The organism is Exiguobacterium sp. s6, assembly GCF_018618155.1.
Classification (GTDB): domain Bacteria; phylum Bacillota; class Bacilli; order Exiguobacteriales; family Exiguobacteriaceae; genus Exiguobacterium; species Exiguobacterium mexicanum_A.
In genome coordinates this window covers 1,087,639-1,105,301 of sequence record NZ_JACSLN010000001.1, presented here as the reverse complement: position 1 = coordinate 1,105,301, position 17,663 = coordinate 1,087,639, and the positions used below count along the sequence as shown (strand labels likewise).

At 53.9% G+C, this 17,663-nt stretch carries 20 protein-coding genes; 5 read left to right on the top strand and 15 right to left on the bottom strand.

All coding sequences use genetic code 11. The annotated features are described in order from the left end of the window. Positions 1-7: 7 nt before the first annotated feature. Positions 8-487 (bottom strand): ferric iron uptake transcriptional regulator, encoded by a 480-nt coding sequence (gene fur / locus KNP75_RS05705; protein ID WP_016509373.1) that lies wholly within the window; start codon positions 485-487, stop codon positions 8-10. Positions 488-599: 112 nt separating this feature from the next. Next, the gene (locus KNP75_RS05700; RefSeq protein ID WP_214712625.1) at positions 600-1,130 is read right to left on the bottom strand and encodes an NUDIX domain-containing protein; all 531 of its coding nucleotides are present in this window, start codon (positions 1,128-1,130) and stop codon (positions 600-602) included. Between the two features lie 76 nt (positions 1,131-1,206). Here KNP75_RS05700 and KNP75_RS05695 point away from each other — a divergent pair, with 76 nt between their 5' ends. Beyond that, a complete protein-coding gene (locus KNP75_RS05695; RefSeq protein WP_251128198.1) occupies positions 1,207-2,037 on the top strand; it encodes an aldo/keto reductase in 831 nt (276 codons plus the stop codon). Between the two features lie 3 nt (positions 2,038-2,040). On the opposite strand, the gene KNP75_RS05690 is transcribed toward KNP75_RS05695, so the two are convergent. Next, positions 2,041-2,580 carry a PadR family transcriptional regulator gene (locus KNP75_RS05690; RefSeq protein ID WP_034777872.1) on the bottom strand — a complete coding sequence of 180 codons (540 nt, stop codon included), beginning with the start codon at positions 2,578-2,580 and terminating at the stop codon, positions 2,041-2,043. 126 nt (positions 2,581-2,706) lie between these two features. On the opposite strand from KNP75_RS05690, the gene KNP75_RS05685 reads away from it, so the two are divergent. After that, positions 2,707-3,021 (top strand): thioredoxin family protein, encoded by a 315-nt coding sequence (locus KNP75_RS05685; RefSeq protein ID WP_214707562.1) that lies wholly within the window; start codon positions 2,707-2,709, stop codon positions 3,019-3,021. 35 nt (positions 3,022-3,056) lie between these two features. On the opposite strand, the gene KNP75_RS05680 is transcribed toward KNP75_RS05685, so the two are convergent. The 9 genes from KNP75_RS05680 to KNP75_RS05640 form a co-directional block, all read right to left on the bottom strand. After that, positions 3,057-3,989 (bottom strand): NAD(P)/FAD-dependent oxidoreductase, encoded by a 933-nt coding sequence (locus tag KNP75_RS05680; RefSeq protein ID WP_215190008.1) that lies wholly within the window; start codon positions 3,987-3,989, stop codon positions 3,057-3,059. Beyond that, positions 3,986-4,567 (bottom strand): CDP-alcohol phosphatidyltransferase family protein, encoded by a 582-nt coding sequence (locus tag KNP75_RS05675; protein ID WP_034777878.1) that lies wholly within the window; start codon positions 4,565-4,567, stop codon positions 3,986-3,988. The genes KNP75_RS05680 and KNP75_RS05675 overlap by 4 nt, the downstream gene beginning before the upstream one ends. Beyond that, a complete protein-coding gene (locus KNP75_RS05670; protein WP_034777881.1) occupies positions 4,567-5,454 on the bottom strand; it encodes an ABC transporter ATP-binding protein in 888 nt (295 codons plus the stop codon). The genes KNP75_RS05675 and KNP75_RS05670 overlap by 1 nt, the downstream gene beginning before the upstream one ends. Next, positions 5,451-6,152 (bottom strand): ABC transporter permease, encoded by a 702-nt coding sequence (locus KNP75_RS05665; protein ID WP_215190007.1) that lies wholly within the window; start codon positions 6,150-6,152, stop codon positions 5,451-5,453. The genes KNP75_RS05670 and KNP75_RS05665 overlap by 4 nt, the downstream gene beginning before the upstream one ends. Beyond that, on the bottom strand, positions 6,149-6,922 hold the full coding sequence (locus tag KNP75_RS05660) for an ABC transporter permease family protein (protein WP_215190006.1): 774 nt from the start codon (positions 6,920-6,922) through the stop codon (positions 6,149-6,151). Before KNP75_RS05660 ends, KNP75_RS05665 begins: the two co-directional genes overlap by 4 nt. Next, on the bottom strand, positions 6,909-8,078 hold the full coding sequence (locus KNP75_RS05655) for an ABC transporter substrate-binding protein (protein ID WP_215190005.1): 1,170 nt from the start codon (positions 8,076-8,078) through the stop codon (positions 6,909-6,911). Before KNP75_RS05655 ends, KNP75_RS05660 begins: the two co-directional genes overlap by 14 nt. A 34-nt stretch (positions 8,079-8,112) precedes the next feature. Further along, the gene (locus KNP75_RS05650) at positions 8,113-8,859 is read right to left on the bottom strand and encodes an SDR family NAD(P)-dependent oxidoreductase (RefSeq protein WP_215190004.1); all 747 of its coding nucleotides are present in this window, start codon (positions 8,857-8,859) and stop codon (positions 8,113-8,115) included. Then, positions 8,856-9,833 (bottom strand): MBL fold metallo-hydrolase, encoded by a 978-nt coding sequence (locus tag KNP75_RS05645; protein ID WP_215190003.1) that lies wholly within the window; start codon positions 9,831-9,833, stop codon positions 8,856-8,858. The genes KNP75_RS05650 and KNP75_RS05645 overlap by 4 nt, the downstream gene beginning before the upstream one ends. A 101-nt stretch (positions 9,834-9,934) precedes the next feature. After that, positions 9,935-11,371 (bottom strand): NADP-dependent glyceraldehyde-3-phosphate dehydrogenase, encoded by a 1,437-nt coding sequence (locus KNP75_RS05640; RefSeq protein WP_138860294.1) that lies wholly within the window; start codon positions 11,369-11,371, stop codon positions 9,935-9,937. Positions 11,372-11,598: 227 nt separating this feature from the next. Here KNP75_RS05640 and KNP75_RS05635 point away from each other — a divergent pair, with 227 nt between their 5' ends. Further along, complete coding sequence (locus KNP75_RS05635) at positions 11,599-12,474, top strand: chemotaxis protein CheV (protein WP_215190399.1); 876 nt, start codon at positions 11,599-11,601, stop codon at positions 12,472-12,474. 43 nt (positions 12,475-12,517) lie between these two features. On the opposite strand, the gene KNP75_RS05630 is transcribed toward KNP75_RS05635, so the two are convergent. Continuing rightward, positions 12,518-12,895 (bottom strand): Hpt domain-containing protein, encoded by a 378-nt coding sequence (locus KNP75_RS05630; RefSeq protein WP_214753164.1) that lies wholly within the window; start codon positions 12,893-12,895, stop codon positions 12,518-12,520. A gap of 141 nt (positions 12,896-13,036) precedes the next feature. Between KNP75_RS05630 and KNP75_RS05625 the strand changes: the two genes are divergently transcribed. After that, positions 13,037-13,972, top strand: a complete 936-nt coding sequence (locus KNP75_RS05625; RefSeq protein ID WP_034777898.1) for a magnesium transporter CorA family protein — start codon at positions 13,037-13,039, stop codon at positions 13,970-13,972. Positions 13,973-14,013: 41 nt separating this feature from the next. On the opposite strand, the gene KNP75_RS05620 is transcribed toward KNP75_RS05625, so the two are convergent. After that, positions 14,014-15,126 (bottom strand): PP2C family protein-serine/threonine phosphatase, encoded by a 1,113-nt coding sequence (locus tag KNP75_RS05620; RefSeq protein ID WP_034777900.1) that lies wholly within the window; start codon positions 15,124-15,126, stop codon positions 14,014-14,016. Positions 15,127-15,287: 161 nt separating this feature from the next. On the opposite strand from KNP75_RS05620, the gene ytzI reads away from it, so the two are divergent. Next, positions 15,288-15,455: a YtzI protein gene (ytzI, locus tag KNP75_RS05615; protein ID WP_131436521.1), complete on the top strand. Its 168-nt coding sequence runs from the start codon at positions 15,288-15,290 to the stop codon at positions 15,453-15,455. A 30-nt stretch (positions 15,456-15,485) separates the two neighbouring features. Here ytzI and KNP75_RS05610 read toward each other — a convergent pair whose 3' ends face one another. Beyond that, complete coding sequence (locus KNP75_RS05610) at positions 15,486-17,612, bottom strand: DNA topoisomerase III (protein WP_215190002.1); 2,127 nt, start codon at positions 17,610-17,612, stop codon at positions 15,486-15,488. Between the last annotated feature and the right edge of the window lie 51 nt (positions 17,613-17,663).

The window sequence follows — 17,663 nt, the reverse complement described above, 5'->3', positions numbered from 1 at the left end:
TCTTGCTTTATCCGTTGATGACTGCTTTATGACCCTCAAGCGTGACGCCTTTGGCTTGGCACACTTTACAGATGCCGTGAAACGTCAAGCGATGGTCTTTGATTAAAAATTCGTATTTGCTTTCGACTTTCTTCTCAACGTCGACGAGCAAGTCTTCCATGATTTCTTCGACTGAACCGCACTCGACACAGACGAGATGATGGTGCGAATGGTTCGCGCCTTCTGGTCTGAGGTCGAAACGTGCGACGCCGTCACCGAAGTTGACTTTGTCGACGACACCGAGCTCGGTCAATAGCTCGAGCGTCCGATAGACGGTCGCGAGCCCGATTTCCGGTGCGATGCTTTTGACGAGCATGAACACGTTCTCCGCACTCAAATGGTCCGTTTCATTCTCAAGTAGAATTCGGACAGTTGATTCTCGTTGCGGTGTCAATTTATATCCTTTGGCGCTCAATTGCTGTTTGATCCGTTCAATTCGCGTTTCCATAAGGCGCCCCCTCTTAGCATAATTCACTATTCAAAGCATACCGAAGTTCGTCCGGTTTTTCAAATTAAAATGATTCCTATGTAAGTGTAACATATGTCACTCTAGTTTAGAATCATTTCAATTTAGATAATTGCCACCACTGAATCGCCATGATCGTCTTCGCGTCGGTGATGCGTCCGCTCGCTAACAAGTCGACCGCCTCCTCGAACGTAAAGCGTTGGACTTGTAAAAATTCGTCTTCATCGAGGTTCATCACACCGGCCGTCAAGCCGTGTGCGACGTAGACGTCGACCCGTTCGCTACAAAAGCCGGGTGCCCCATAAAACGAGAAGATTTTTTCAAGGTTCTCGGCCGTATAACCGGTCTCTTCTTCGAGCTCGCGCTTCGCGCTCGCAAGCGGCTCCTCACCAACTTCCAATTTTCCGGCCGGAATTTCGAGCGACATCGATTCGAACGCTTTCCGGTACTGCTCGACGAGGACGATGCGGTCATCTTCATCGACGACGAGGACGGCGACGGCCCCGTTGTGATAGACGAGCTCGCGGACCGACGTCCCTCCGTTCGGGAGTGACACGACGTGCTTCTCCACGTTAAAGATCTTTCCTTCGTAAATGACTTCCCGTTCAATCGTTTTCTCTTCCATTGTATGTACCCCTCACCTTTTCCTATATACTGTAATTATGATTCATATTGACAGACGGAACAAGGAGGAATTATCAATGGCAGAGTTAGGATTAGGAACTATGTCGATTTTGAAACATGGCGAGGCGGAAGCGCGACAGATTTTAGAGGCCGCCTATGCGGTTGGCATCCGCCACTTTGATACGGCCGACGTCTATGACCACTTCGAAGTCGAAAAACTCGTCGGATCGACGTTCGCCGGACGTCGGAACGAACTGTTTTTGACCAGTAAAGGCGGGAATCAATGGACAGGGGACGGAATGCGTTGGAATCCAGCCCCCTCCTATTTAGAACAGGCCCTACACGATTCTCTCGAACGCTTACAGACGGATTACTTGGACTTATATTACGTTCATGGCGGCACGATGGAAGACGACCTGGACGCGACAATCGATTTCATGCGTCGACAGAAACAAGCTGGCGCCATCCGCCAAATCGGACTGTCCTCGATTCGCCCGAACGTCATCCGCTACTGGCTCGAACACGGAGAACTCGATGTCTTGATGACCCCGTACTCCCTGCTCGACCGCCGCATCGAAACGCTCGAACTCGACTTCCCGATCGTCGGGCGCGGTCCGCTCGCCAAAGGCATACTGACCGACGGATGGTCTGCCCGCTTGTCGGAGAAGGGCTTTGAATCGTGGACTGAAGCGGAGTTGCGCGACTTGATGCCGACGATTCCCGAACCGATTCAAGCGTACGCCCTCGCAGCCGCGGAGCGGACATGTGCCGTCGTCCTACCGGGCGCGTCCTCGGTCGACCAATTGAACGATTTGATCGCCGCTCATCAATGCGGCGTCGATTCGCGCAAACTCGACGATCTGTTGGCCCGGCTGCCGGTCCAACCCTACACAAAACATGCGACCTGAACGTCAGGTCGCATGTTTGTCTCGCTGTTTCATCTGTTCGATGGCCCAATCAGCCCAACCGGCGTAATTTTCCATCATCCGGATGGCGTACTCGCTCGTCAGTAAATAACCGAGCGTGTCAGCCTCGGACTGGTGCGCCGCTTGAAACGCCCGAATCTGATGAGCGACTTGTTCATGATGCGCTTTCGTCTCCTCGACGTAACGGATCGCCTCGTCGAGCGGGAGTAGTTGCAGGAGGCTGACCCGCAGCAAGTTCTCATCTTTCATCTTCGGTTGGTACGAGGTCGGTTGCCGGAGCCAGTCGATTAGCTCTTGACGTCCCGCCTCGGTGATTGAATAAATCTTTTTATCCGGTAAGTCATGTTGAGCGACGTGCTCAGAGGAGACGAGTGACTCGTCTTCCATCTTTAACAGTTCGCGATAAATCTGTGTATGATGGGCGTGCCAAAAATGAATCATTTGTGCTTTGAACGTCGCGTTCAAGGCATAGCCGGTAGCGGGTTGATGGGTCAATAACCCGAGTAGTGCATGACGTAACGCCATAACCATCACCTATCCCTTGCGGTTCTATTTTTATAAGTGTATCACATATTGCCATGCGACCGAGAATGCCAATCGGTTGACGCCCGTTGCGAATACACAGACAATATATGTGAAGGGAGAGATTTTATGAAACCGATCCAATCTGATCAACAATTCCAAGAGGCCATCCAAGATAAAGGTATGGTCATCTTTACGACATCATGGTGTCCCGACTGCCGTCGTCTTGATATGTACGTCGACGAACTAGTCAAAGATTATCCGCAGTTCAACTGGTACGTCGTCGACCGCGACGAGTTGCCTGAACTGTCGGACGCGCAAGAAGTCCGAGGCATCCCCTCACTTCTTTTCTATCAAGAAGGCGTCAAACAAGAACACCTCCACTCGGCGAACGCCAAGACGGAGATGCAAATCCGCTCGTTCCTCGATACGTTGAACGCGTAAACAAAAAGACGGCCGTCGTGGTCGTCTTTTTTTGTTCACTTGAAGCGCTCGAGATAACGCCGGTCGATGCGCCGCTTTAGCCAAAACGGCAGACGACCGTGCCATGTCAGCTTCCCGAACGTCAAGAGTGCCCGTCCTGGGGTTGTCAACAAAATATTGAGCGACGTCCGCGATTTGAACCGGCGTGGCGTACCGAGCAGTTGACGGGCGACATGCCGACCCGAACGGACGGCATCGACACCACCGTTCAATCGGGCCGCCATATCCCCGGTGATATAAATCTCGCGGTAGACCGGGTGTCGCAAATCGTCTTCCGTGTCGATGAACGCCCCATCGTCCGCAAGTCCAGCCTCAGACCAAAAATCATCAGGAACGACACCGGTCGCGTCTAAGACGAGTCCCTCTGTCTGCGTCCCTGGTTGGAACGACGTCAGAATGAGCATCACGCCGCTGCGGACGAGACGCCGCGCCATCTGTCGCCCGACATGATGGGGAAGTTCGGGTAAGATGTCACGAGCATAGAGCGTCACGCGTTGCTTCTGTCTGATGCAAGCGAAGGCGAGTTCGACTCCGGCTTTGCCCCCGCCGACGATCGTGATCGCGTCACTCTGTAAAATCTCGTCCAGCATGTTTGTCGTCATCGGTTTTAACCGGTTCCCGATCCCACGACTCTTCGCACCGGTCGCGAGCACGAGGATGTCATATGCGACGTGGCCGCGATCGGTCTCGACGAGGCGCGCATCCGGATCGAGACCGATCAGGCGCTCGGCGACGGGAGAGACGTCACGACGCAACCGCGTCGTCGCCGATTCCATCTCGCCAGCGATCACTTGAGGGAACGCACCCGTATAAATCGCCTCTCGTCCACCGATATACGACACTTCGTAGTTTTTGTTAAGCGCATCGAGATGTTCGAGAATCTCGAGCTGCCCATGACCGAGCCCGACCAAGACAAGGCGCGGCTTCATCTTAGAATCCGCCTTGCTTCAAACAAACGTTGGAAGATCGTGAACACTTCAAGGACGAGGAAAATCGTCGCGATGACGCCGATCCATGTCGGGAAAAGAATCATGAGCGTGAACAAGATGAAACATTCCGTCCGCTCCAAGATACCAGGCTGATAATAAAATGATTTCTCTGAACGGCGTGAGCTGCTCGCCCCGACTGCGAGGAACAACGTCATCGCCACGACGAACGACCCGAGCAAGAGCAGGAAGATCGGCATATGTTCAGGATGTCGTAGCGCGAGCGCGATGACGACGGCAATCTCGACGATGCGGTCGAAGACGAGGTCGAGCACCGTGCCGAACCCCGTCTTTTGGGAGCGCCGGGCCATCGTCCCATCGAGGACGTCGAAGAGACCCGACACCCATAACAGCAACACGGCCGTCCACAACATATCGTTATAAATGAACAGACCGACCGAGACACCGATGATGCCTCCGAGGATCGTCACTTCGTTCGGGGTAAAGTTCCATTTCAAAAGCCGATCGGCCCCGCGCTCGATGACGGGTCGGACGAAGCGGCTACCGTATGTGTCTAACATCAAATTCCTCCTTGTTTCTGTCGCAAATAATACGTCTCGCCGACTTTGAACGATTTGCTCCGCGGTAAGATGACATATTCCCCGGTCGGGCGTCGATACTCGCCGAAATGATGCCCGAAGCGAATGAACGTCCGGACGAGCACGATCGAATCGGACGTCGGCTCTGTCGACACGTCGATATCGGTCGACGGAAGCAGCGTACCGCTCACTTCGACAAAGTCACCGAACGTCGACTCCGTCTCGGATAAACGTCCCGGCGTACCGGTCACTAGAACCTGGCCCGTCGCGAGCAATGTCACCCGGTCGGCGACGAGCATCGCTTCTTCCCGGTCGTGGGTCACAAGGAGCGCCGTCAACTCGAGTTCACGGACGAGGTCACGAATCAGTCGTTGCAACTCGGATTTGAGACCGGGGTCGAGGTTCGTGAACGGCTCATCGAGCAGAATGAGTCGAGGCGCGGCCGCGAGCGCCCGGGCGAAGCTCGCGCGTTGCTGTTCCCCTCCAGACAATTCATGAATTTCAGCGTCGTATCGGCCGGGAAGCTTGACCCGGGTGAGCCACGCTTCCGCTTCTTCCCGTGACCGGTTCGGCGTGGCGAGCGTCACGTTCTCCCCGACTGTCAGATGCGGGAACAAGAGCGGGGATTGGGACAACATCGTAATCCGGCGCAAGTGAGGCGGTACCCCATCGAGCGGCATCTCCTCCCACGTCACCGACCCGGCATCAAGCGTCTCAAGTCCGGCGACGATGCGGAGCAGTGTCGACTTCCCGGAACCGCTCACACCCACGAGGGCATGGATTTCTCCGTTCGGGATGGTGAGATCGATGCCGCACAACACGTCGCGGTCTTTAAAACGTTTTCGTATTCCTGACAATACCAAGCTCATTGCAAACGCCCCTTCACCAATCTAATCCAGATGCCAAACATCGCACCGAGCCCGATATAAAATAAGACCGGCAACGAGACGAGCACCCATGTATTTTGTAACGCCAATGAGACGTCATTGCCTCCGTAGGCCTGATATAGCTTCGTTGTGACCGTCGGGACGAGTCCGGCCCCGATCAATTGGACGAGCACGAATTGACTCAACACGATGACGGTCGAGAACAAGACGATCGTCCGGACCGACTCTTTCATGAGCGGGAATAGGACGAACCCAATCCGGGTGAGCGGCGCGAGCGTCAGTGACTGTTCGAGGAGCGGTCTCCCGATCACGTACATGGCGTTGTATGCCAATCGAATCGAATACGGCAACGTCGTGACGAGCAGGACGAGCCCGACCCCCGTGTACGTCCCGATGAGTCCGACTTGGGCGAGGGCGATATACATGCCGAACATGCTCGCCAAGACGGGGATAAACAATGGCAGAAACGTGAGCCATTCGACCCACGCCTTCCATTTCGACTCGGTGAACAAGAGCCACCAGGCCGTCCCGATGCCGAGCCAAACGTTGATGAGCGCCACGGCGACCACGTAGGCGACCGTATTCAAAATCGCCTCGTCCCACGTGGGCGACGTCGGGAACGTCAAAAACAACCCGGCGAACGGAAAGACGACGAAACAAGCGACGAGAAGTCGACTCATCGTCTCACCCCCCGTTCGATTCGGCGTCTCCGCTTGGCCGTCAAAGCGTAGGATGCGATGACGCCGCTGAAGATGAACAATGTCCAAGCGAGCGCGACCGCATACGACTCGAATGCATTTAAAAACAGACCAGTCGTCAATCGCTCGTAGGCGAGTACCCCGAGCAGCTCGGGGTACGTGACACCTAGCAAAGCCGGCACTTCATAGGCGAACGAGATGAACGCCACGAGCACCCAGAACGAGTCGAGGAGCGGTTTGATGAGAAATGGCCATTCGGCCACTCTGAACTGTTCGAGCGGTTTGAGCTGGAGCGTCTTAGCCATATCCAAATACCCTGGATTCAGTTGGCCGTATGTGCCGACCACCATCAAAAAAACGAACGGTACTTCTTTCCAGACGTACGTCAAGATGACGACGAGATGATGGCGCTCATTTGCCTCAATGAGGCCATATACCGGAAAGCCACCTGAGAACAACAGATAAAACAAATAGGCTGCCGCGACGTGCGGCACGAACATCGGCCATTTGAGGAGTGATGCCAGCCACATCGAACGCCTCATATAGATCGTCCGGGCAAGCCACGTCCCAATCACGAGTGAGAGGAACGTCGATGTGAGCGTCACGTACAACGTCACCGCCAGGCTCGCACGCCACGCCGCCTCGTTCAACTCAGACCAGTCAAATCCGACGGTCTCATAGAGCAGGAAGGCGACGCCGGTGAATGGCAATGCCAAAACGATTAAACTAAGCCATAGACTACTTCGCGACACGATCCCACTCCTCACGAATCGCATCAATCACGGCCGGCCCATAGTCGGGAATCGATCGTTCGGCGAGACGTTCCGGATCAGGATAGGTGACACCGTCATCGAGCTTCAAGAAGGCGTCACGGTCGGCCGCATCGAGTTTCGTCAAATCGAGCGATGTCCCGTCCCCCCAATACGTCGCGTCTTGTTTGGCGAGCTGGGCTTCCGGTGACAGTAACTCATTGATGACGACGAGCGCACCGTTCGGATTTTTGGCGTTAAACGGAACGGCGAGAAAATGCGTCGAGGCGATTGAATGCTCGAGCACGAGTGCCCGTGTCCCCTTCGGGAACACGCCGTCGTTGCGTTCCGCCTCGGCCCGTCGCTCATTGAAGCCCATCGTCATCCAGACGTCACCCGCGGCGTACAACTGGTCGAGTTGGGCGATTGACTTCGGATATGTTGACCCTTGTTTCCATAGGGTCGGCGACCACGTCGCAAGCTTCTCCCAGAACGCGTCTGGAATCTCACCGTCACCGGCCGCAGCCCCATACTCGGCGTAGAGCAGATGGCGCACGAACGCGTTGCCCGTGAAGTCTGTGACTTCAGGATACGTGAAACGGCCCGGATTTTCTTCGGTCCAACGATGTAATTCGTCGAACGTCGTCGGCGGATTTTTCACTTTGTCCGCATCATAGTGCATGACGAACTGCACGTTCCCCCAGGCGACCTCGAGCCCGTCGGTCGGGGTGCCCGCATCAGTTGCCTGGGCTTCTTCGTTCAACAGCGCGGCGTTCGGGATTTTGTCGAGCAGGTCGCCTTGGAGCAACTCCGCCTCGGCGGCGTTACGGAAATTGTCTCCGTTGATCCACATGAGGTCGATTGTCCCTTCTTCTCGATTTGCCCGCTTGTCGAGCGACAATTGGCGCACGAACTCGGCCGTGTCCATGGGGACGCGGTTCAACTCCACGTCATACGTCTGTTTCAGGCGGGGCGCGACATACTCATCGATGTAGCGATTGATGCCGTCATCGCCTCCCCACATATAAAAATTGACCGTCGACTGTTTCGCTTCTTCGGCTGCCTGTTCGAACGTCGGTGCGATCTCGGCGCGCGTCGTCCCGCAGGCAGCGAGGAAGATGAGTGACAGCATCAAGCCAAATTGTTTCAATCGGCGCATCGTGTCTCCCCCTTTTTTCTCTATGTTGGCGCATTTACTTTCTGTCAAATCCCCGTTTTGCGAGCCGTTCGAACATGACCGGGCACATTGCGTACAGTTTCGCGCCAAGTTCCATCCACCACGGGGCATTCACTTCACGTTTCGACGCCTCACACGCCGCGACGACACGTTTCGCGAGATGATCGGGATTGAGCATAATCGATTTCACGCTCGCCTCGTAACGTCCGCTCTTGTCGGCCCGGAGAAAAAACGGTGTCGCGATCGGACCCGGATTGACCGTCAACACATGAATCCCTTCCGGCTTCAGTTCCAACCGAAGCGCGTTCGAGAACTGAAGTAACGCCGCCTTTGAACCGGCATAGACGGCCGACTTCGGCGTCGGTACTTTCGCCGCTTGCGAGCAGACGTTGATGATCGTGCTGCCGCGGCGCATCGACCGGGCACAGTCACGTGCGAGCATCATCGGTGCGGTCGCGTTCAAGCGCATCGTCTCCTCGATGACGTCGGTCGATTGATCGACGACCCGGTCGAACTCACCGATACCGGCATTGTTCACCCAAACGTCGATTGGCCCGTATGTTCGTTCGACGTTTGCCACGAGCGTCTCATATTCGGTACAGACGTCGGCGACGAGCCAATCGGCCGATAGTTTCGTGCCGAGTTCACGCAAACGGTCCTCACTTCGTGCAATCAATGTCAAGCGGGCACCCGCCTCATAAAAAGAATGCGCCAGCGCGGCCCCAAAGCCGCTCGACGCACCCGTGATCACAATATGTCTCATTCCACAAATTCCTCCGCTCTCATATAAATCCATTTCCCGTCCGTCAACCGTTTGACGACGCGGCCACGTTCCTCGAGCAACGTCAAGCGCGCGAACACTTCACTGAAGACGAGCGGCATCGCTCGACGCATCTTGCGGCCATAGAGGCGCATCGACCAATCGAACACGCTCAACCCGTCCACCCAGTCGTTCAGGAGCAGTTCACTTCGCTCATAGCGCTGGGCGATGCGTGCCTCGATCAACGGTCGCGGTTTTTGAATCGGTTCCCCGTGCCCGCTCACGACGAGCTTCAAATCGACGTCTTGAAGTTTTCGGAGCGAATCGAGATACAGGACGACCGGTGAGGCAAACCCTTCCTCCTCGTACGGTTGTTCAATGAGCGGGTTCGGTTCGACCGTATCGATCAAATGATCACCCGCGATCAAGACACCGCCAGGACCAAGGAGACCGAGCTGGTCACTCGCATGACCAGGCAGATGGATCGTCTTCCATGCCCCATCGCTCGTCACATCTTGACCGTCCTCGAACGTCATCGTGACGGTCGTCGGACCAATCCAACGCAGCGCTTCCCGATAATCAGGCAGTTTGTTCACAATCGACTCGGGTGTACCAAACCAGTACGCCAAGTCGTGTAAGAACTGATTGCCCCGTTTGATGAAGTTCGGTGTCTGTTCCAAATAGCGAACGAGCTTCTCGTGTCCATATACAGGAATCGAGGCGTCACGCAAACGCCAAGCCTGCCCCGCATGGTCGGCATGATGGTGCGTCAAAAATAAAAAATCAATATCCGCGAGATTCAGTTCGAGCTCGGCCAATTGTGTCGTCAATGAAGTCCACGCCTCTTCCGTGTCTGGTCCACAATCGACCATGAAGAAACGGTTCATATGTTCGACGACATAGACGTTCACGTTGCCGACCTCGAACGGCGTCGGTATATCGAGTCTTGCCAGTTGGCTTGAAATCCAGTTCGCCACGTCCCCACAACCCCTTCCACCTATCTTCACTCATTATACCTGTCGATCAGAACGGATTTCAATCACACAAAAAAAGGAGAGGATTTCTCCTCTCCAATCACTTATAAGTTGATGACGGTAACTTTATCGCGTGTCATCGTCTCGAGGCTGCGTCCAATCCCTTGGACCCCGAGGCCTGATTGCTTCACGCCGATGAACGGGAAGTGGTCAGGGCCACGTTCTGTGCGACCGTTCACTTGGACTGTACCGACTTCGAGCTTGTCGGCGACCGTGAAGGCGTTATTCACGTTTTGTGTGAACACGCTCGCTTGGAGACCGAACTCTGATTCGTTCGTGAGTTCAATCATCTCGTCGAGCGACTTGACGCGGATGACCGGCAACACCGGTCCGAACGGCTCTTCCCAAGCGACGCGCATCTCACGCGTGACGTGGTCGAGGAGCGTCGGATGAAGAAGGTTGCCGTCGCGCTCGTTTCCGTGGACGACCGTCGCTTGTTTGTTGACGGCGTCGTCAATCAAGCCTTGGACGTAATCTGCCGACTTCTTGTCGATGAGTGGGACGATAAAGCTGTTATCGACCGGTGAGCCGACCGTGAGCTTCTCGACACGTTCTTTCAACATACCGACGAGTTCGTCCGCTTGGTGCTCGAGCACGAATACGCGCTTGATCGCCGTACAGCGTTGTCCTGAATACGAGAACGCCCCGCTGATAATTTGATCGGCCGCGAGGGTGAGGTCCGCATCTTCGAGGACGAGGGCCGGATCTTTTCCGCCGAGTTCGAGCACGACAGGTACCATCGATGCCTGTTGTGACAAGTGTTGACCTGTCCCGGTACCACCTGTGAACGTGATCATGTCGATGCCAGGGTGTGACGTCAAGTAATCACCGATGACCGAACCTCGTCCTGTGACGAGGTTCAATAGACCGCTCGGAAGACCTGCATCTTGAAGCGCCTCGACCATTTTCACACCGCTGATAGCGCCTTGTGTCGCTGGTTTAAACACGACCGCGTTACCAGTGATAAGAGCCGGTGCGATTTTGGCTGCTGCCAAGTTGACCGGATAGTTGAACGGCGAGATTGCGAGGACGACACCGAGTGCTTCTTTCTTGATGATCGCCATCTTGTTCTTCGAACCGCCCGGGAATGAGTCGCCTTGCATGAATCCGCCTGTGAAGCGAAGTCCTTCTTCCGCCGTATAGCGAATGATTTCTGCTGTCCGGACGACTTCTTTCTTCGCATCGCTCAAGTTTTTCCCGACTTCGCGCATGATGATTTGACCGATCTCATCTACGCGCTCTTCGAGTTTGTCCGCCCAAGCGTACAATAGTTCGGCACGCTTGTTGACCGGAAGCGCCGCCCATTCCTGTTGTGCGCTTTTCGCGCCGTGAATTGCCTCATCGACTTCATCACGAGACATCGCCTGGACATGTCCGACGACTTCTTCTGTATAAGGTGAAACGAGTTCGATTGTTTCGTTCGTTGTTGATTCCTGCCATTGTCCATTAATTAAATATGGATACGTGTTCATACTCATAATCTCTATCTGCCTCCTGAGTAAGCTTTGATATCTCGTTGCCACCCCCATTGTATGCAAAATCAAATCGGTAGAACAACTATAAAGATTCAGTTTATGTAATGTAAACGGTTACTCGTCAATTTTTTGTCAATTCCGCCTCGACTTTGCCACTTTCAACTGTAGATGTTGATCAAATCGACCGATAGAAAGGAAGAGAGTACGTGAACTAGGAGGGACTACCAGTGAGCATGGATCATAACATTTTACTTGAGGCAGGCACGAACGAATTAGAAATCGTCATTTTTCAATCTGGCCCGTTCATTTTCGGGATCAACGTCATGAAAGTACGTGAAATCATCACGATGCTTCCCCTCACCCCGCTACCGGGTACCCCGGAAGCGATCATGGGGCTCATCGAGCTTCGCGGCGAGGTCATGACCGTCATCGATTTACCAATGGTCATCGGTCACCCGCGTGACGTTGGAGAGAACGACCGCTTGATCGTCTGTGAGTTCAACGGAGAAAAATCGGTGCTCCGCGTCGACCAAGTGACCGAAATTAAACGGATCTCATGGGAACAGATCGACACGCCGTCCGATCTCGCGCGCGGCATGCAAGGCATCACGAACGGGGTCGTCAAAACGGGAGACCAGATGATTATCCTTCTCGATTACGAGCGGATTGCGCTCGAATTGTCACGAAAGGATATCATGGCCCGCGAATCGGTCAAACGACTCGGTGCCCGGGAACGGTCGAACAAACAAGTGTGGATCGCGGAAGATTCAGAGATGTTACGGACGCTCATCATCGACACGCTCGACGATGCCGGCTACTTCAACACGACGATCTTCAACAACGGAAAGGAAGCGCTCGATGCGTTCGAACAGAGCGACGTTCATTGCGATCTGCTCATCACCGACATCGAGATGCCGCAAATGGACGGTTTGCATTTGACGAAACGACTCCGTGAGATGAACCAATTCGCCGACCTGCCAATCGTCATCTTCTCTTCACTCATCTCGGATGATTTGAAGCATAAAGGCGACGCGGTCGGGGCGAACGCCCAGATCACAAAACCAGAGATTGGCATGCTGATCGCCACACTCGACGAATTTTTAGCTTGATTTGAAAAACGGGATTTCGCCTCGCGGCGGAATCCCGTTTTTCCTATGGCAACTCGTTCAAGTGGGCGTCCCATTCTTGATCGAAGCGATGCATATCGGCTTCAATCTCATCGAGAATCGGTTCGAGGTTCGACGTCTCGTTCGTCTCCCCAGCCATTTCAAGCTGATGGAATCGAGCGGCCGTCTCGTCGAGCCCGACAGAATAAGAGGCCCCTTTCAACAAGTGGGCAAGTTGTTCGATTTGTTCGTGATTTCGTTCATGCACCATCTGTTTCAATTCAGGGAACTTCGCCTCGAATTGACGCACGTACGTATCGGCAATCTTTTTCAAGAATTCTTTATTTCCGCTAGCGATTTGATGGAGCTCCGCCAACTTTTCTTCGTTAAACAGAGCATTTTGGGGCGTTTGTGACAACTCCATCCCTCCTTTGACTCAATCCTACTGCCATTCTTTCCCACTGTAGCATGTTTTCGAGAAAAAACAAAAAAACTCCTCCTTTTCCGATTGCACTCTCTCAATCGCCTACCTATAATTAGGTTGAGCTAAGGTAGGAGGAACATTATGCTAACGATTTACCGTACCGACGCATCTGGGCGTGTCGACGAAATCGACGACTTTGATAAAGGAAGCTGGATCCAACTCGTCAATCCGACGAAAGACGAGGCTGATCAAGTCATCGCCGCCTCCGGCATTCCTGAAGACTTCGTCTACGACCCGCTTGATATTGAAGAAAAACCACGATTTGAAAAAGATGATGAGGGGCTCCTCATGATCATCGACGTCCCGTACGTGGAAGAAGATGATACGGGACGCGCCTACAACACGATTCCACTCGGTATCATCGTCACCGGCCGCCATTTCATCACCGTCTGCTCACGAGACCTCGACGTGCTCAACCTGTTCGCCAACGGAAAAGCCCGGCTGTTCCGAACGAACTATCGGAGCCGGTTCGTCTTCCAGATTTTGCACCGAGTCAGCATGACGTACTTGCGTTTCCTTCGCCAAATCGACCGGCGCATGGACGAGCTCGAGCAAGAGTTGCAACGTTCGATGCGAAATCAGGAAATCTTTCAATTGATGAACTTACAGAAGTCGCTCGTCTATTTCATGACCTCACTTAAAGCGAACGACAGCGTCCTCGACCGCATCGTCAAGACACCGAGCCTCGAGAAGCACGAGGAAGACGAGGAATTGCTCGAAGACGTCTTCGTCGAGCACCGCCAGGCGATGGAGATGGCGTCGATCTATAACGACATCATCAGCATTAAAATGGACGCCTTCGGTTCGATCATCTCGAACAACGTCAACTTCGTCATGAAATTCTTGGCCTCGATCACAATCGTGCTGAGCATCCCGACGATGATCTCTGGGATATTCGGGATGAACGTTCAAGTCCCATGGGAAGGCCAATCGATCGGTTTCGTGTTCGCGCTCGCGATGATGGTCGGCTTCTCAAGCCTCGCCTTTTATATTTTGTGGCGTAAGCGTTATTTCTAAAGAAAAGGAGGGTGTCGCCGGCTACGGTGACACCCTCTTATTTACATCAATTTGACCGTGACGAGACAGAGGTCATCGTCGATCTCGATTTTAGGAACGAGCTGTTCGGCGACATGGCGCGCGTAGTCAAGCCCGTAGGACGCGATGTCCTTCTCGAGCCAACGGATGCCGTCATCAATGTCTTTGCTATAACATTCCATCAGCCCATCCGTATACATATGCATCGTCATACCCGGCTCGATGTCAATCACGTTTGACTCATAGTTCGGCTCCTCGAACATACCGACCGGCACTCCGGTCGTCTCGAGGCGAGTGACGCCTGTATCAGACGTCACGATGACCGGCGGATGTCCGGCGTTGACGTACTCGATTTGACGCTTCGTCGTATCGATATAGCAGTATACGGCCGTGAAGTAGCTCTGCATGTCCTCTCCCGAGAACAAGAACGTCATCTGGCGGTTCAACTCGCTCATCACATCGACCGGATATTGGACATTGCCGACGAGGCCCGGTAAAATCGAACGAATGCCCATCGTAATCAACGCCGACGACACGCCATGCCCCATCACATCAAAGATGATGACGCCGTAGCGATCAGGTGCGACCTGGAACCAGGCATACATGTCACCGGCCAGTTTTTTAGACGGCAAATACAAGGCCCGGACGTCAATCTCATCGTTACTGATCGGTGGGGTCAAGGCACTCTGTTGAATCTTTTGCGCGAGATCGAGGTCATATTGAAGACGTGCCTCATATTTCTTCCGTTCATCCACGGCTGCTTTATAGCGAAGCGCCGAACGGATCCGTGCGAGCAGTTCCGTGATTTTAATCGGTTTCGTCGTATAATCGGACGCCTCAGCGTCAAGTCCTTCCGCAATCTGCTTTTCTTCGGTGCGGCCCGAGACCATGATCACGGGCAATTCCTCGTAACCGGTCATCTGTCGAATCCGTTTGCATGTCTCAATCCCAGAAATCCCTGGCATCTCGACATCAAGCAGGACAAGGTCGTATAGCGACGGGGCTTGCGGATCCATCAGGAGCGCGAGCGCATCTTCACCACTTGAGACCGAAATCGTCTCATAATCATGTTGATGCAATAATTGTTCGAGAACCATCGTATTGACCGGTTCGTCGTCCACAATCAAAATCGCCATAGTCATCCCTACTTTCTCTGTCAGTGTTCTTCTGCATATTATTGTATCATATCTAATCGCCTCATTAGGTATTTCAATGCTGTGACAGTTCGAAGTACCCGAAAGATGGAGAATCTCTTTCGTTTTTGGCATACTAGAAGTACGAAAGCGAGGAATGGCCCATGGGATGGATTTTTGCAGTGAGCGGTTTGATTATCTTGCTCGTCTTGATTGCCTCGATCGTCGTCATTCAAAAAGGATACGCCTACAAGGACAACAAAGATGACATCGTGCTCGATTACGAGGAGATTAACCGCCGCATCACCGAAGATGAGCAGCAGAAAAAATAAGAGCCATCCACGACGGATGGCTCTTATTTTTTATTTAAATTCGAATCGGAGCGCCCCTTTTTCAAGATAGAGCGCAGCGTCGAACGTCTTGTCCCCTTTTTTGAACGTATGCACGTTCGACTGACCGCCGTTGATCATCTGTTTCAGCTCATCCTTGGCAATCCCGACGCCGAGCACTTGTTTCGACATCGTGAACTTGCACCCTTCGCGATAACCGCTGCAGCCGATAAACTTCGGATGCTCGACGAGCCCCTTGCCGCAGCTCGGACAGACGCCGAACGACGCTTTTGGCCGTGCCGCAGATTTTTTTCCGAAACGTCTTGCTTCGATCGTGTAGCCTTCCGGGTTCGCCGACTCGACACGCGCCTTCGCCTCCTCGACGAGATGGATCGACATCTTTTTCGCCTGTTCGATAAACTCGGCGGCGGATGCCGATGCCTGTCCAATCTCATGGAGCCGCTTCTCCCACTTCGCCGTCATGGCCGGCGAGGCGAGGATGCTGTCGCCGAGCACATCGATTAAGAGACGACCCTTGTCGGTCGGGACGAGCTCTTTCTTTTGCAGGTCGACATAACCCCGTTTTTTCAATCCGTCGATAATATTGGCCCGCGTAGCCTCGGTGCCGAGCCCTTCGACTTCTTTCATGATGTGAATCAGTTCCTCATCATCGAGTTGCTTGCCGGCCACTTTCATCGCCATGATGAGTGCCCCTTCCGTATACCGTTTCGGTGGCTCCGTCTGTTTCGATAATACTTCGACTTTTTTTTCGGTCAACGGTTCACCGACCGTAAGTGCCGGGAGCTCCACGTCTTTAGACTTCATCTCGACGACTTGCCGGTACCCGGGGCTGACGACGACCGTCCCTTTCGCCCGGTATAGGTCGTCCCCGTCCATGAGGTCGACCGTCGTCTTCTCAAGCTTCGCCGGAGGGGCGAACGCCGCAAGAAAGCGACGGTTAATCAAATCGTATAGTTTTGCCTCGTCCCCACTGAGCCGAGCCACATCGCCACACGCCTCGGTCGGGATGATCGCATAGTGATCACTGACCTTTTTCGCATTGACGTAGCGACTGTTTCGCGAGGGATTCTCGGTCAACACGTCCTGAAGTCCGGCATAGGCCGCGGACTTCAACAGCCGGGCTTTCGTCTGCGGGAATAGTGTCGCTTCGTCCGGTGTGACGAAGCTCGAGTCGGTTCGCGGATAACTGATCCATCCTTTTGTATACAACTTTTGAGCGATATCGAGCGTCTTCTTCGCCCCAAAGCCGAACCGCTTGCCGGCCTCGGCCTGCAAACCCGATAAACTGAACCAAAACGGCGGGTATTCCGTCTTGTCCTCTTTGTCGATCGAACGGACAATTGCCGTCCCGGTCGCCCGGTTGACGACCGCATCGGCTTGTTCGCGTGTCTTCAGTTTCGTCGTCTTCCCGAGCGTGTATTTCGCTTTGAACGTGCGACGTCCTTTTTGAACTGTCGCCTCGACCTCGAAGTACGGCTCTGGGACGAACTGTTTAATCTCACGTTCGCGATTGACGATCAAAGCGAGCGTCGGCGTCTGGACACGACCGAGCGAGAACACGTCCTCGATGCCGATTGTCTTCAACAGCGTCGTATACGCCCTTGAGGCGTTCATGCCGACGAGCCAGTCGGCACAAGCACGACTCATCGCCTCATGATAATAAGGGACGGTCTGGTCGCCGGGCAGCAGTTCGGCGAAACCACGGTCGACCGCCTGTTCGGTCAAACTTGAGATCCAAAGGCGTGACAGCGGTTTTTTATTGCCAGCGAGTCGTAAAATGAGCCGGACAATCGCTTCTCCTTCTCGCTCGGCATCGGACGCGATGATGATATCGGTGATGGAGCGATCGTGCAGCCATTTTTTGATCGTCTGAAACGGTTTCGATTTACCTTTCGAGATGCGATAGTCGAATCGGTCCGGCACGATCGGGAGCGACTCATATTTCCACGACTTCCATTCCGGTTTATAGTGGGACGGCTCTTGAAGCTCGCATAAGTGACCGACCGCCCACACGACGATGGCACCTTCTGGGAAACGGGCGCAAGAAGCGATCTCAATCTCGTCTTTTTTCTTTTTTGATGGATACGGCGCAGCCAGTTTTTGGGCCTGCGACGGTTTCTCCGCGATGATTAGTCTCATAGGATCCCTACTTTCAAAGTCATCCGAAATATCTCGTCGGAACGACACTTT